Origin of the sequence: Falcatimonas sp. MSJ-15 (assembly GCF_018918265.1) — a bacterium.
Taxonomy (GTDB): Bacteria; Bacillota; Clostridia; order Lachnospirales; family Lachnospiraceae; genus Falcatimonas.
This window is the reverse complement of sequence record NZ_JAHLQC010000002.1, coordinates 232,845-248,350: the sequence shown is the minus strand read 5'-3', so window position 1 is coordinate 248,350 and position 15,506 is coordinate 232,845. Positions and strand designations below refer to the sequence as shown.

Genomic DNA, 15,506 nt, shown 5'->3' with positions numbered 1-15,506 from the left:
TATGACTGTGGGTGAGGCATTTGAAAGAACAGATAATAAAATTGTCAAAAGGAATTTTTGAATATGATACACCTGTTATTGAGGTAGTTGAGAATTCAATAGAATTGAATGTTGATAATAATACAATTGTGCAGGGACAGTTTACAGTAAAGAGTAGTAATAAGAATCAGGATATACATGGATATGTATATTCTGACAATCGTAAAGTTACAATAGATACTGAAGAATTTAATGGTACAGATTGTATAATAAAATATGAAGTGAATACAGCTAACAGCGAGGACGGCGATGAGATATCAGGCCGTATGAACATAGTATCTGATGGGGGAGAGATATCTTTGCCCTTTCGTTTTCGTGTAGAGACTAATTTTGCAGATACATCAATGGGTAAAGTGCGTAATATGTTCCATTTTACTAATCTTGCACAGTCAGGAATAGAAGAAGCGATGAAACTTTTTGAACAGAGAGAATTCTCAGAAGTATTCTTTGGAAAAGAACTGAAAAAAATAAGCCTGTATGAAGGACTTATTAACCAGCAGGATAAAAGACATGCACTCGAAGAGTTTCTTATTGCAGTGAGAAAAAAGAATAGAATAAATCTGTATATAAAAGGTAATGAACGAAAATATACAGATGTTACAGAGTCATTTGAAGAGAAGATAACTATTATCAAAGACTCATGGGGCTATATCTTTGGTCAGATAGAATGTGATGAAGGCTTTTTAACTGTGAGAAAGAATTCTTTTTCAACAGAAGATTTTGTCGGAAGCATAATGGAACTTAGTTATCATGTAGAATATGATAAATTAAGAGCAGGCAACAATTTTGCAAGAATTAGAATACATACAGTATTTCAGACAATAGAATATACAGTTATTGTAGTAAAAAAAGAAGAAAAAAAACAAGAACATAGTAAACATCTTGCAAAACAGCAGATAATATTTGAAATGATGAATATGTATTTTGATTATAGAACAGACAAGATTGGGCTTGAAGATTTTACAAGAATAGGAGTTATGAATGCTGAGAAACTTAGAAATATGGATGAAGATAATGCATTCTATAAACTTTTAGAAGCACAACTGTATGCTGGTGAAGGTAAGAATAGTGAGGCTTTATGGCTTCTTGACAGTGTTACACAAAAAGTTAGTGAATCAAAAAACGAAGAACCGGAACTATTTTGCTATTATATGTATATAAGAAGCATCTGTAATAAGGATGTTATGTATACAAGAGAAGCAGTGAGAGTGCTTACAGATACATATAACAGAATAAATGGCTCATATAGAATTATGTGGATGCTTTTTTACCTTGATAATGAATATGATACAAATAAAAGTCTTAGACTTGCACGAGTAAAAGAAATGTATAAAAGTGGATGCAAAAGCCCGCTTATGTACTATGAAGCTGCAAGTGTAATAATGGAACAGCCAGAACTATTAAGAGTATTTAATTCATTTGAAAAACAGGTAATTAATTTTATGCTGAAACATGGAATGATGAATGAAAGACTTCTTATACAGATATTAGATGTAATGAAGCATGAGAAAAAAGCTGACAGACTACTTATAGATACAGCAATGTTCTTATATAATGTATACAGAACGGATGAAGCACTTTTAACACTTTGTACAACCTTAATAAGAAATAATATTTTTGGTAAAAAATATCTAAAAGTGTTTGAAGAAGCAATAAAAAAAGATCTTAAGATAACAAGATTGTATGACTATTATATGATGAGTGTTGATACAAGTGAATATAGACCTATAATACAGCAAGTATTAATGTACTATATATATAATAATAACCTTGATAATAACAAAAAAGCATACCTGTATGCGAATGTTATAGCTAATAGAAATATTAATGAAACAATGTTTAGAACATATATAAAACATATGGAACAGTTTGCTTATGATATGGCAGCACAGGGAAATATAAATCAGGACCTTGCAGTGATATACAATACAATGATTGAAAAACCAATGATAAATAGCGAATTTGCAGCAAGTTTTATAGATATTTTGTTCACATACAGAGTGTCTGTTAATCTTAGATACAGTGCTATAAAAGAAGTTGTTGTAATACACAAAGAGATGAAAGGCGAGAAACATTATCCTGTAATTAACAATATAGCATATATACAGGAATATACAGAAGATGCTACAATATTATTTGTAAGCAGTGATGGAAGAAGATATGTTGACATACCTTATGAGATAAATGCACTTTTTGATGATGAAGAACTTGTAAAATGTTGCAGTGAACATCTAAAAGATGATTATAGAGTTGTGCTTCATGGCTCAGAGCATTTTATAATGTATCATAAGACAACACTAGGTGCAGTAGAGACATATAAAAAAGCAGTAGAGATAGATAATATCCAAAAGCAGTATAAAGCGATGTTACTTGAGACAATAGTCAATTACTACTATGAGAACTTTGATGATGAAGAGATAGAAGACTATGTGTTAAAAATAGATACGACAATACTAAAAAGAGGCGAAAGAATTAAGATTGTCGAGGCAATGATAATACGAGGCTTTTATGAGAATGCTTATGAACTATTAGATACCTGTGATCTTGAAAAAGTAGATGCAAAGAGACTTATGAAGCTTGCAACAAGAATTGTAAGAAAACTTGAATATGATTACAGTAAGAATCTTCTTGCTATATGTTCATATGTATTTTTCAAAGGGAAATATGATGAAGTTATACTTGAATATCTTATAAGATATTATAATGGAACAACAAAAGAATTAATAGAAATATGGCAGGCAGCCAAAGATTTTATAACAGAGACATATACACTAGATGAAAGACTGATAACACAGATGATGTTTGCAAGAACATATTCAGCCAAACTTGCAGATGTGTTTGAAGAATATGAACAAAAAGGTGCATCAACAGTGATAGCAATGGCATATCTGTCATATAATAGCTATCAGGCTTTTGTAAAAGAAAAGATAATATCAGAAAAAGTATTTGTTCATATAGAGAAGATGCTAAAAAATAAAGAAGAAATGACAGATGTATGTAAGCTTGCATATCTTAAAGAGATGTCAAGAAGAGACAGCTTTAGTAATGAACAAAAAGAGATAATAGACAGATTACTTGGTGAGATGTGCAGAAAAAAATACAGATTTGCATTTTTTAAGGAATTCAAAAAATATGTAAATATACCATATATAATGCTTGATAAGACGATTGTAGAATATAGAACTAATCCAAATAATAAAGTAATAATTCACTATCTGTCAGATGTTGATGAAGATGATGAATTTAAGGCTATGGAGATGAATAATACATTTGAAGGCATATTCACTAAGGAATTTACAATCTTTTATGGAGATACAGTACAGTATTATATTACAGAAGAAGAGAATAAAGTGGGAGATATAACTGAGAGCCATACACTTATGAATGATGAGATTGATTCACAGACAGTAGAAGGAAGATTTGAGGCTGTTAATGATATGATTGCAACAAGAGAAATGAATGATGAAAATACACTTGAGAGAATGATGCACAATTATGCAGTGTCAGACTATCTTGTAAAACAGCTGTTTAGACCGCTCTAAGGAAATGGGGTGAAGAAATATGGAAACAGGATTAATTCTCGGAATTGATTTATGTGATGATTATTCACAGATATGTTATTACGATTATAAAGAGAAAGATGTTGAATCTGTGGGATTATCTATAAGAGAGTCAAAATACCAGATTCCAACAGCAGTCTGTAAGCAAAAAGGCGGAGACGAATGGTATGCAGGAGATGATGGCGTAAAATGCAGACTTCTTGAAAAAGGTATATATGTAGACAGACTTTTGTCAAAAGTACGCCAGGGTGCACCTGTTGAAGTTGAAGAACTTACGGTTATGCCATTTGAACTTCTGACAATATTTTTAAAATATCTTGTAAAGGCAGCAGAAGTAAGATGTCAGAAAAAAGATATTCAAAAGATATATGTTACAGTAGAGAATTTTACAAAAGACATAATAGATACGATAAAAAAATCGTTTAAAGAACTTGGAATTGAAGCAGATAAAGTAAAAGTGCTTAATCATCAGGAGAGTTATATATATTATTCAATGAGCCAGCCAAGAGAACTTTGGAATTCAGATGTTGCACTGTTTGATTATACAGAAGACGGTCTTGCATATTATCGTATGTATACCGCTAATATAAAAAAACAGAAAGTTGTAATGGTAGAAAAGAATGATATGCAAGAACAGTTCACCTATGATATGGCAGAAAAAGAAGAAACAGATGAGAGACTTTTAGAAAAAGTAAAACAACTTTTTAATAAAAAAGTTATAAATACAGTATATGTAACAGGTTCCGGATTCAAAAAAGCAGATTGGGCAAAGCAGACACTTAATTATATCTGCAGCAAACGAAGAGTATTTGCCGGTCAGAATCTATTTGCAAAAGGTGCATGTTATGCAGCGGTTGAAGATATAAATGGAAGTTTTGTTAACGAATATATGTTAGCATGCAGAGATCGTATTACAACCAGAGTTGAGATTGATGCATCAGACAATGCAGATGAAGAAGGACGATATATACTTGTAAAAGAGGGATGTAACTGGACAGATGCAGAAGTTAATATGGATTTTATACTTACAGATGAGATGTGCATAAGATTGTATATTACACCTGTAGATACAATGATATCAAGAGAAGAAGTGATAGAACTTGAAGGATTCCCAAAAAGACCGCCAAAGACAACACGAATTAATCTTAGAATACATTTTGATTCAGATAACAAGATGCTGATACAGATAAGAGATAAAGGATTTGGAGAATTCTTCAGAGCAAGTAACAAAATTGTAAGCAGCGAAATAATATTGTAAAGGAAGATAGCTTATGAGTGGACTAATTATTTGTACAAAAAAAGAGGGAACAAAGCCATATTATATTGCTCAGGCAGGTGTGAATATAAGCACGCTTGAAGAATTGTGTTATTTTTTATACAATAATATATATATTGTAAATACAGAGATTATAGATGAAAAACTCATTGAATATATTGCTAATGAGCTTGATGAGAAACCACTTGCAGACAAGCTTACAGAACTTATAACATATAAAGGCGGACTTGGAGAGCTTGTAATGACAATCCTTAAATATACAGGATATTATTCTAAGAGTGAGATAGAAGATATACAAAAGATGATAGATTCACTTAATACACAAAATGTATCAGAGAGACTAAAAGCAAGAGGTGACAGTTATCTGGCGAATCAAAGATATAGTAATGCTTTGGAAAATTATATAATGATTCTGTCACAAAAAAAAGATGCCACATTAAGCGAATCTTTTTATGGAAATGTATGGCATAATGCAGGAGTGGCATTTGCCAAGATGTTTTTGTTTACAAAAGCAAAATCATGCTTTGAAAGAGCATATAAGATAGCAGGTAATCCAGAATCAAGAATACAGTTCGTAAAAGCAGAAGTACTTGCAGATAACAGAAATAAAGAATTTAAACGTGATGATTTTGCAAGTGATGAAGATAGAGAAATGTATTGTGAGATAAAACATGATATAGATAAGATGGCTGATAAAGCACAGCTTCAGGAAGAGTATAGTATGTTAAGACAGGCAGAACTTATGAAAGAAGATGGGCTTATAAGCGAGTATTACAAAAAGATAGAGGATATAATTGAAAATTGGAAACTTGATTACAAGAGACTTACGCAGTGATTAGCTAATTAAAGAGCATATAGGATACAATATAGCTTGAATAGATAGCTATAAAAAACTTATATAGTATTAATGATAAATGGGGGCATGACAGATGGGCTTTTTTGACAGGTTCAGAAAAAAGAAAAAATATGAAGAATATAAAGTAAATGTAGACCTTGATGCTATTCTTGAAAACGAAAGTGAGATAGAAGAAGAGCTTGAAGAAAAAGAAGTATTAAAAACTCCACAGGAAAGACTTGAATTCGTAAAGAGCCAGTGTGAGACAGTTGTAGATTCAGGTAAAAATATTGAGAATTATAAAACAGAATACCAGGTTGTAAAAGCATATCTTGATGATATATACAAACTAGAGAATCTTCCACCTGATCATAAGACAGAAGTTATAGAAACAGCACAGAGAATAGTCGATCTTACAAAGAGCAGGAAAAAGTATCAGGATACTCAAAGTCCCCTTGAAGATGGCAGATATGCATATCTGTCACAATTTGATGATGATATGCCTAAGATATTAAAATCATATCAGAATGATGAAAAATATATGCTTGCACTAAAAAAAGATGTAAGTATGCTTGAAGCAGAGAAGATTAATCTCAAATATGAAAAGAGTGATATGTTAAAACGCCAGATAAGGATAAAAGGCTTCTCAGTAATAGCAATGGTTGGACTTACAGCGATATTTATAGTATTTGTGATTGCTGCAGAAAAATATAATATTAATGTAGAAGGCATATTCATAGTAGTTCTTTTACTTGCAGCTATATATGTTGCAATAGTTGCAATTATGTCAAAAAAGACAATAGAGACTTTAAAACTTAATGAACTTAAGATGGCAAAGGCGACAAGTCTTCAAAATAGAGCAAAGATTAAATACATAAATGCTGTTAATAATGTAGAATATCAGCGTGAAAAATATGGAGTGAAAGATGCAAGACAGATGGGAGAAGTCTTTGAGCAATATATGACAATGAAGCTTGAAAAGCAGCAATATCAGCATACTACAAGTGAACTTGCAAAAACCGGTAATATATTTGCAGCATTATTAAAGACTTATGATCTGTATGATGCCAATATATGGGTAGCACAGGCAAGGGCACTTGTAGAACCGGCTGAGATGAGAAATGTAAAGAATAATCTTATCAGCAGAAGAAAAAAGATAAAAGAACAGATAGACTATAATATAAAACTTACCAAGAAAGCTAAGGAAAAAATATTTGATATGATAAAGACTTATCCTGATGAAAAAGAATCAATTATGAAAGTAATTAATTCTTACGATGATGATAATGCCTGATTTTATGAAAAATATACAAGTTAGTTAAATAAACAGCAATAAAATGTTTGATTTGCTACAATAAACGTGATAGAATGATAAGGAATTTTGAGTATTATTGAGGCAGAAAGGGGCAGTACTATGTCATATATGGATAGTTACAAAGACTGGTGCACAAACCAGTACTTTGATGAGAGCGTAAGAAAAGAGCTTGAATCAATCGCAAGTAATGAAAAAGAAATCGAAGATCGTTTTTACAAAAATCTTGAGTTTGGTACAGGCGGATTAAGAGGTGTTATTGGATACGGTACTAATCGTATGAACATATACACTGTAAGAAAAGCAACACAGGGACTTGCTAACTTTATTATTAAAGAAAATGCAAAAGACAGAGGCGTTGCAATAGCGTATGATTCACGTCATATGTCTCCTGAATTTGCAGATGAAGCGGCATTATGTCTTAATGCGAATGGAATCAAAGCTTATGTTTTCCCATCTTTAAGACCAACACCTATGTTATCATTCACAGTTAGAGAATTAAACTGTATTGCCGGTATCGTAGTAACAGCAAGCCATAATCCACCTGAATATAATGGATATAAAGTATATTGGGAAGATGGCGCACAGATTACAGCACCAAAAGATAAATTAATAATTGACGAAGTTAATAATGTTACAGATTATAATCTTGTAAAGACAATGGACAAAGAAGAAGCTGTTAAAGCAGGATTATATAATGTTATTGGTTCAGATATTGATGATAAATATATAGCACAGCTTAAAAAACAGGTTGTTAATCCTGATATCTGTAAAGAAGTTGGCAAAGAACTTAAGATCGTATATACACCACTTCATGGAACAGGTAATCTTCCAGCAAGAAGAATATTAAAAGAGATTGGATTTGAGAATGTATATGTAGTTCCAGAACAGGAATTACCAAATGGAGATTTCCCAACAGTAAGCTATCCAAATCCAGAAGCAGCAGAAGCATTTGAACTTGCATTAAAACTTGCAAAAGAAAAAGATGCAGACGTTGTTCTTGCAACAGATCCTGATGCAGACAGACTTGGAGTATATGCAAAAGATTCTAAGACAGGTGAATATATGTCATTCACAGGTAATATGTCAGGAATGCTTATCGCAGAGTACCTTCTTTCACAGAAAAAAGAAAAAGGCCTTATTCCAGATAATGGAGCACTTATCAAGACTATTGTATCAACTAATATGGCAGATAAAGTTGCAGCAGAATATAATATCAAGTTAATTGAAGTATTAACAGGATTCAAATTCATCGGAGAACAGATTAAATTATTTGAACAGAATCATACATACGAATATATGTTTGGATTCGAAGAAAGCTATGGCTGTCTTGTAGGAACACATGCAAGAGATAAAGATGCTATTGTAGCAGTTATGTGTCTATGCGAAGCAGCAGCATATTATAAAAAACAGGGACTTACACTTTGGGATCAGATGTTAAATATCTATGAAAAATATGGATATTTCAGAGAAGGACTTGAATCAATCACATTAAAAGGTGTTGAAGGTGTTGCTAAGATTCAGGCTATGCTTGATGAATTAAGACAGAATCCACCTAAGAAGATTGGTAATTATGATGTATTAGCTGTAAGAGATTATCTTAAAGATGAGATCACAGATACTAAGACTGGAACAGTTACAACAACAGGTCTTCCAAAATCAAATGTTTTATACTATGATCTTAATGATGATGCATGGTGCTGTGCAAGACCATCAGGTACAGAACCAAAAGTTAAGTTCTATATTGGTGTAAAAGGAACAAGCTTTGAAGATGCTAATAGTAAGATGGAGAATCTTAAGAAGTCTCTTATGGAGATTGTTAATAAATAGTAATCTGTTAATATAATAGATACTATAAGAAAAAGATCTATATAATTAGATTACATACATTCTTGTAGAATTAGTAAAAAAGCTAATTCTACAAGCTATAATGACGGTATTTGCATAATACATATGATTATATGTAAGATGTGAATACCGTTTTTTGGTAAAAGCCACATTTTCTTCAATTTAAAAACACATTTTGAACACAAATGACTGTTATTATAATATTCGTAAGATAGATAAGGGATATGAAATACATACATTGAGTTGATAATGTATCGGATATCCGGATTAATCTTAGATAGTTTCGCAACTAACAATTTAAGAACTTCTAGTAACACATATATAAGATTATAATTAGTTATCAGAAGGTGTTGATTGAAAGGAGATAATATATATGAACGAAGAATTTGAAAAGAATTTAAATGGTAATACTAATAATAGCACTAATAATACAACAGCTAGTAATGCAAATAGTCAGACAGGATATACAACAAACAGTAATAGCACACAAAGTGATGCGAATACAACAGCCAATGGAGCATATTCATTAAATAAAGATCAGATATATAGTAATACAGAATATGCTAACCATACATCAACAGCTAATAATCAGAATAATGCATACCAGAATAATACAGGAGCATATAATACTTCTTCATACAGCAATACATCATATAATAATGCTTCATCAGAGAATAAAGGATATGATTATACTAACCCGGTATTTGGTCAGTACAATAACAACACAGCTAATAGCAAAGCTGATAAAAAAGAAGCAAAAAGACAGAAAAAACAGGCAAGAAAAGCTGCAAAAGCAGGTAAAAAGAGTAGTGCTTTTGCAAGAGGAACAAAATTCGTTGCAGCGGCAGCCTGTTTTGGACTTATAGCTGGTGGAATTGGATATGGTACTAATTATGGCCTTGTATCATTACTTGATAATAAGAAGACAACAGTTCAGTCAACAGATAATAAGACAACAATGTCAGTTAACAGTGTTAATACTAATTATCAGTCTGTTGGAGTTACAGTAATGGATGTATCAAGTATAGTAGAACAGGCTATGCCATCAATTGTAGCTATTAATGGAACAGTAACTTCATCAGGAAGTTATTATGCAATTCCTGGATTTGGAAGTTTTGGTTCTAATTCATCAACAGAATCACCTGTAAGTGGTTCAGGTATTATAATCGGCCAGAGTGATACAGAACTTCTTATGGTAACTAATGCACATGTTGTATCTGATGTTAACAATCTTTCAGTAACATTTTGTAATGATGAGAAAGTTGATGCGTATGTAAAAGGTGCAAAGACAAGCAAAGATATTGCAGTAGTAGCAGTAAAACTATCTGATATGAGTGAAGATGCATTATCACAGATAAAAGTTGCAACAATTGGTGATTCAGATTCAGTTAAAGTTGGTCAGGCAGCAATTGCAATCGGTAATGCATTAGGTTATGGACAGTCTGTAACATCAGGATGTATAAGTGCTCTTGACCGTTCGATTACAGTAGATTCAACAACTTATGATGGACTTATCCAGACAGATGCAGCTATTAATCCAGGTAACAGTGGTGGTGCTCTTCTTGATGCATCAGGTAATCTTATAGGTATTAATAGTGCAAAAGCATCATCAGATTCAGTAGAAGGTATGGGATATGCAATTCCAATCTCATCAGTAAAAGACTTAATCAACGAGCTGATGAATAAAGAAGCAAGACAGGTTGTAAGTGAAGAAGAAAGAGGATACCTTGGAATATATGGTGTTACAGTAACAGAAGATGTAAGTTCAAGTTATGGTTATCCACAAGGTGTATATGTAAGAGATACTGTAGCTAATTCAGGTGCTGAAGCAGCAGAAATTGTACAGGGAGATATAATCTGTGAAGTTGATGGTAATGATATTACTGATATGACAGACCTTACAGAATTACTTGAATATTACAAATCAGGAGAGACAATCTCAGTAACAGTATACAGACTAAGCGACTCAGGTTATTCAAAGGTATCAGTAGATGTTACACTTACAAGTAAATCAACTGTTAATGCAGATGATAATAATAGTAACAGTAATAAAAACAGTAACAAAAATAATGACAGTAACAGTGATAATAGTAATAACAACAGCGATAGCAGTGACAGAAATAATGATGACAGCCAGGTTGTAAGACCAAACAGATAGAATCCACTTGTTAGAGCGTATATATAGATAAAAGATAAAACTTAAAATTTTTTCATTCCCCTCCCTTAAAAATAGCGCCATCTGAAGACTCACAGATGGCGCATTTTTTAATGAGTAAATGTAAAAAAATGCTGTGGATAGAATATATAAAGTCAAGACAATAATTATAGAACAGTATGATTATTAAGAATGTATCAACTTTACAAATTAGAAAGAATAAGTTAGAATATATGATAATTGCGAAACCTATATGAAAAAGTTGTTTACAATGGTTTATTACAAATATATAGTGAGGAGAATATAGAAATGGAAGATAAAGACGAATTAACAATTAATGAAGATAAAGATATTGATAAAGACATTGATAAAGAGACAGATGATGAAAAAGAGGATTATTCAAAGTTCTGTTATATGTGCAGACGAACAGAAAAACAGGCGGGTAAACTTATATATATGCCACCTAATATCTATATATGTCCTGAATGTATGCAGAAGACATTTGATACAATTAACAAAGATCAGTCTTTTGAAGAGATGTGCAATCAGATGGATCTTATGAGTATGAACAGAGGATTCTTATTTGATATGGGCAATAAGAAAGGGACTGCTAAGAAGGATAAATCTAAGAAAAAGGAAGAAGAACTTCCTCCAATAGATATAAAAAAAGTTCCGGCACCACATATAATTAAAGAAAAACTTGATGAATATATAGTTGGTCAGGAATATGCCAAAAAAGTAATATCTGTTGGGGTATATAATCATTATAAAAGAGTTGCAACAGGAACAATGGATGAGATAGAGATAGAAAAATCTAATATGCTTATGATTGGACCAACAGGAAGTGGTAAGACATATCTTGTAAAGACACTTGCAAAACTCCTTGATGTACCTCTTGCAATTACTGATGCAACATCACTTACAGAAGCAGGATATATTGGTGATGATATAGAGAGTGTTGTATCAAAACTTTTAGCAGCAGCAGATAATGATGTAAAAAAAGCCGAGAGAGGTATTATATTCATTGATGAAATAGATAAAATAGCTAAGAAAAAGAATACAACCAACAGAGATGTAAGTGGTGAATCTGTACAGCAGGGACTTTTAAAACTTCTTGAAGGCAGTGAAGTTGAAGTACCGGTTGGTGCTAATAGCAAGAATGCAATGGTACCATTAACAACAGTTAATACAAGAAATATATTGTTTATCTGTGGAGGTGCATTTCCAGATCTTGAGAATATAATCAAAGAAAGACTTACAAAACAGGCACTTATAGGATTTAATTCAGATCTTAAAGATAAGTATGATAACGATCCGGAGATTTTAAGCAAAGTAACAATGGATGATCTTAAGACATTTGGAATGATTCCTGAATTCCTTGGAAGAATGCCAATAATATTCACATTACAGGGACTTACAAAAGATATGCTTGTAAAAGTATTAAAAGAGCCGAAGAATGCAATTTTAAAACAGTATCAGAAACTTCTTGCATTAGATGAAGTTGAACTTATATTTGATGATGATGCATTAGAAGCAATCGCAGAAAGAGCAATAGAGAAGAAGACAGGTGCAAGAGCACTTAGAGCTATTATTGAAGAATTCATGCTTGATATTATGTATGAGATTCCAAAAGATGATAATATTGGCAGAGTGACAATAACAAGAGATTATATAGAAAAGACAGGTGGACCTGTTATTGAGATGCGAGGAATGTAGAAGATAGATATTACATTAGATGTGAAGTATAATTAAAAATGTATGGTGTGTACATATAAAGCAGACAAGACAACGAAAAATATATATTATTACATATATAAAAGAGAAATGGTATAAGAGTAAACTGCATAAATATTAATAAAGAAAGGTGATTGTATAACTCATTAGATAATTATACAAAAGCAGTTATACAATTATCTGATATTAAAAAGGTAAATATATATGGAAAACTGTGAAAATGCAGTAATATCAGAAGAATATGCAGATCTGATAATAAGATCCGGAAGTAATATTGAGGCAGAAAGATATTGCAGATTAGGGATTATACCAAGATGGGATATATATTATATTCCACTCAGTTATATAGGAGAATTGACTTTTGAGAATATAGGTTATGTTACAATTCCGGATCTGTATGTTCCATCAGATCTTAATGTTGCTAATGAGACTGGAATTAGTTCTACGTTTTTGCAACCGGCATTAAATCTCACAGGAAAAGGTGTAATAATAGGTATTATTGATAGCGGGATTGATTATGGACACCGGGCATTTACAGGCAATAATGATAAGACCAGAATAATATCAATCTGGGACCAGACGGTTGAATCGGATAAAAGACCGTCTGGTTTTTTTTATGGTACAGAATATACAAGAACCGAGATAGATGAAGCAATGTTATCAGAGAATCCACATGATATAGTAAAGACAACTGACGAAAGCGGGCATGGAACATTTCTTACTGGTATAGCAGCAGGAAGATATGATATTAATAATAATTTTACAGGAATGGCACCTGATGCAGAGATTGTGTTTGTAAAACTAAAACCAGCCAAGAATATAATGAAAGAAGTATTTGCTGTGTCGCAAGATAAAGTTGCTTATGAAGAAAGTGATATAATGGCAGGCTTAAGATATATAAATGATGTTGCAGACAGAGAAAAAAAACCGGTTGTGATATTACTTGGAATGGGAACATCGCAAGGCAACCATAGAGGAAGTAGTCCACTTGCAGATTCATTTAACTATTATGCAGGGAGAGTTGGAAGAATTCTTGTCACATCAGCAGGTAATGAATGTAACAGAGGCAGGCATTTCCTTGGAAAAATAGGAGAAGAAGAGTATGAAATAGTTGAACTTAGAGTTGGAAATAATGAAAGTGGATTTACAATGGAATTATGGTCAGGACAGACGGAGTATCTTACAATATCGGTAACGTCACCATCAGGCGAGGAGATCAGTCGCATTCCCATAAGAAGACAATATAGTGAGGTATATACTTTTGTATTTGAGAATACGACAGTATATATATATAATAGCGTAATAGAGAATGCTAGTGGAGCTGAACTTATATTATTAAGATTTACAAGACCAACAGCAGGAATATGGACAATACGAGTATATGGAAGACTCAATGACGAGTATAATATATGGCTTCCGGCGGGAGAACTGATTAGTAATGATACGTATTTTCTTAATTCTAATCCTGATATTACATTAACAGAGGCAGGTAATGCAGCAGAGATTATAACTGTTGGAGCATATGATTACAGAGACGGGGGTGTCTTTGTTAATTCGGGACGGGGATATGCACTTAATGGAACTGTAAAACCAGATATAGTAGCACCGGGAGTTAATGTATTAGGACCAAAGTCAGCAGATACATTATCAGAAGGTGCTAAAGCAGATAATCGTAATCAATATATATATATGACAGGAACAAGTGTGGCAGCAGCAGTAACAGCAGGTGGAGCATCACTTATAACACAATGGGAAGAACGCCAGGCAAATTCATATTTTGTAGATACAAGAGGAATAAAAAGTCTAATTATAAGAGGTGCAAAAAGAGATTCTAATTATGTATATCCTAATCGTATTCAAGGATATGGCAAACTAGACATACTTGGTGTATTTGAATATTTAAAGGGAAAATGAAAAAAATAAGAATTAAAGGAAAAATGACAATAGAAGACTCAAAGGAAAAATAAGAGTCAAAAGAAAAATAGAAAAAGAAGAATCAAAAAAATGATAATAGAAAAAATTATGTGCATAGAAAAACGATCACACAAATCTACATCTGGGTGATCGTTTTTTGGCACTTTGCATTAGATATTTAATCAGTTTATTTGGTATAACATATTATGATACGATATATTATGATATGTCATATTAGAACATAGCTGTTCTGATATAATTATGCGAATGATTAATCACAAAAACAATAGTGTTTGTATTCTGTTTTATTATAATAATCAATCAGTTACGATTAATTAACAAATAATGCAGATATTCCAGCAAGTGTAGTGCCTATGAAGACAAACATATCTGACAGATTGAAGACAATATGTTTTAAAAAAGCGGGACGGCTTACATTAATACTGAAGTAATCAGTCACATGTCCATTCTTGATTCTGTCAATCAGATTGTTAAGTCCACCACCTATTGCAAGTGCTATTCCTAGTTTTACAAGAAATACAGCTACGGAATTACCTTTTGGTCTATGTTTAATAAGATAGCATAGAATATATAGGGCAAATACAAGTGTTCCACATGATGCAGCGTATAATACTGGTGGTTTATCTTTAAATATACTCATCATAGCACCTTTGTTATAGAGTTTGTTAAGTGTTATCTTATTCTTAAGAATTCTGATTCGTGATTTAAAATCAAGTTTCTTATCCATCTGTGCCTTAATAATCCAGTCACCTGCTACAATAGCAATAATAATTAATACATATAACATATAAATCCCTCCTTAGTATACAATC

Annotated in this window: 9 protein-coding genes; 8 read left to right on the top strand and 1 reads right to left on the bottom strand. The window is 32.1% G+C overall.

All coding sequences use genetic code 11. From position 1 onward, the window contains the following. Positions 1-20 precede the first annotated feature (20 nt). The 8 genes from KQI85_RS02200 (at position 21) to KQI85_RS02165 (ending at position 14,673) form a co-directional block, all read left to right on the top strand. Entirely contained in the window at positions 21-3,581 is a 3,561-nt protein-coding gene (locus KQI85_RS02200; protein WP_216574467.1) for a DUF5717 family protein, read from the top strand. Between the two features lie 19 nt (positions 3,582-3,600). Continuing rightward, positions 3,601-4,857: a DUF5716 family protein gene (locus KQI85_RS02195; protein WP_216574466.1), complete on the top strand. Its 1,257-nt coding sequence runs from the start codon at positions 3,601-3,603 to the stop codon at positions 4,855-4,857. Positions 4,858-4,870: 13 nt separating this feature from the next. After that, on the top strand, positions 4,871-5,710 hold the full coding sequence (locus KQI85_RS02190) for a hypothetical protein (protein ID WP_216574465.1): 840 nt from the start codon (positions 4,871-4,873) through the stop codon (positions 5,708-5,710). A gap of 94 nt (positions 5,711-5,804) precedes the next feature. Beyond that, positions 5,805-7,004, top strand: a complete 1,200-nt coding sequence (locus KQI85_RS02185) for a hypothetical protein (RefSeq protein ID WP_216574464.1) — start codon at positions 5,805-5,807, stop codon at positions 7,002-7,004. A 120-nt stretch (positions 7,005-7,124) separates the two neighbouring features. Next, on the top strand, positions 7,125-8,852 hold the full coding sequence (locus KQI85_RS02180; protein ID WP_216574463.1) for a phospho-sugar mutase: 1,728 nt from the start codon (positions 7,125-7,127) through the stop codon (positions 8,850-8,852). Between the two features lie 391 nt (positions 8,853-9,243). Then, positions 9,244-11,028, top strand: coding sequence for a S1C family serine protease (locus KQI85_RS02175; protein ID WP_216574462.1), 1,785 nt, complete (start codon positions 9,244-9,246; stop codon positions 11,026-11,028). Between the two features lie 306 nt (positions 11,029-11,334). Then, positions 11,335-12,741: an ATP-dependent Clp protease ATP-binding subunit ClpX gene (gene clpX, locus KQI85_RS02170; protein WP_216574461.1), complete on the top strand. Its 1,407-nt coding sequence runs from the start codon at positions 11,335-11,337 to the stop codon at positions 12,739-12,741. Positions 12,742-12,963: 222 nt separating this feature from the next. After that, entirely contained in the window at positions 12,964-14,673 is a 1,710-nt protein-coding gene (locus tag KQI85_RS02165) for a S8 family peptidase (RefSeq protein ID WP_216574460.1), read from the top strand. Between the two features lie 331 nt (positions 14,674-15,004). Here the strand turns inward: KQI85_RS02165 and KQI85_RS02160 are convergent, their stop codons facing one another. Beyond that, positions 15,005-15,481, bottom strand: a complete 477-nt coding sequence (locus KQI85_RS02160; protein WP_216574459.1) for a signal peptidase II — start codon at positions 15,479-15,481, stop codon at positions 15,005-15,007. Positions 15,482-15,506: the final 25 nt, after the last annotated feature.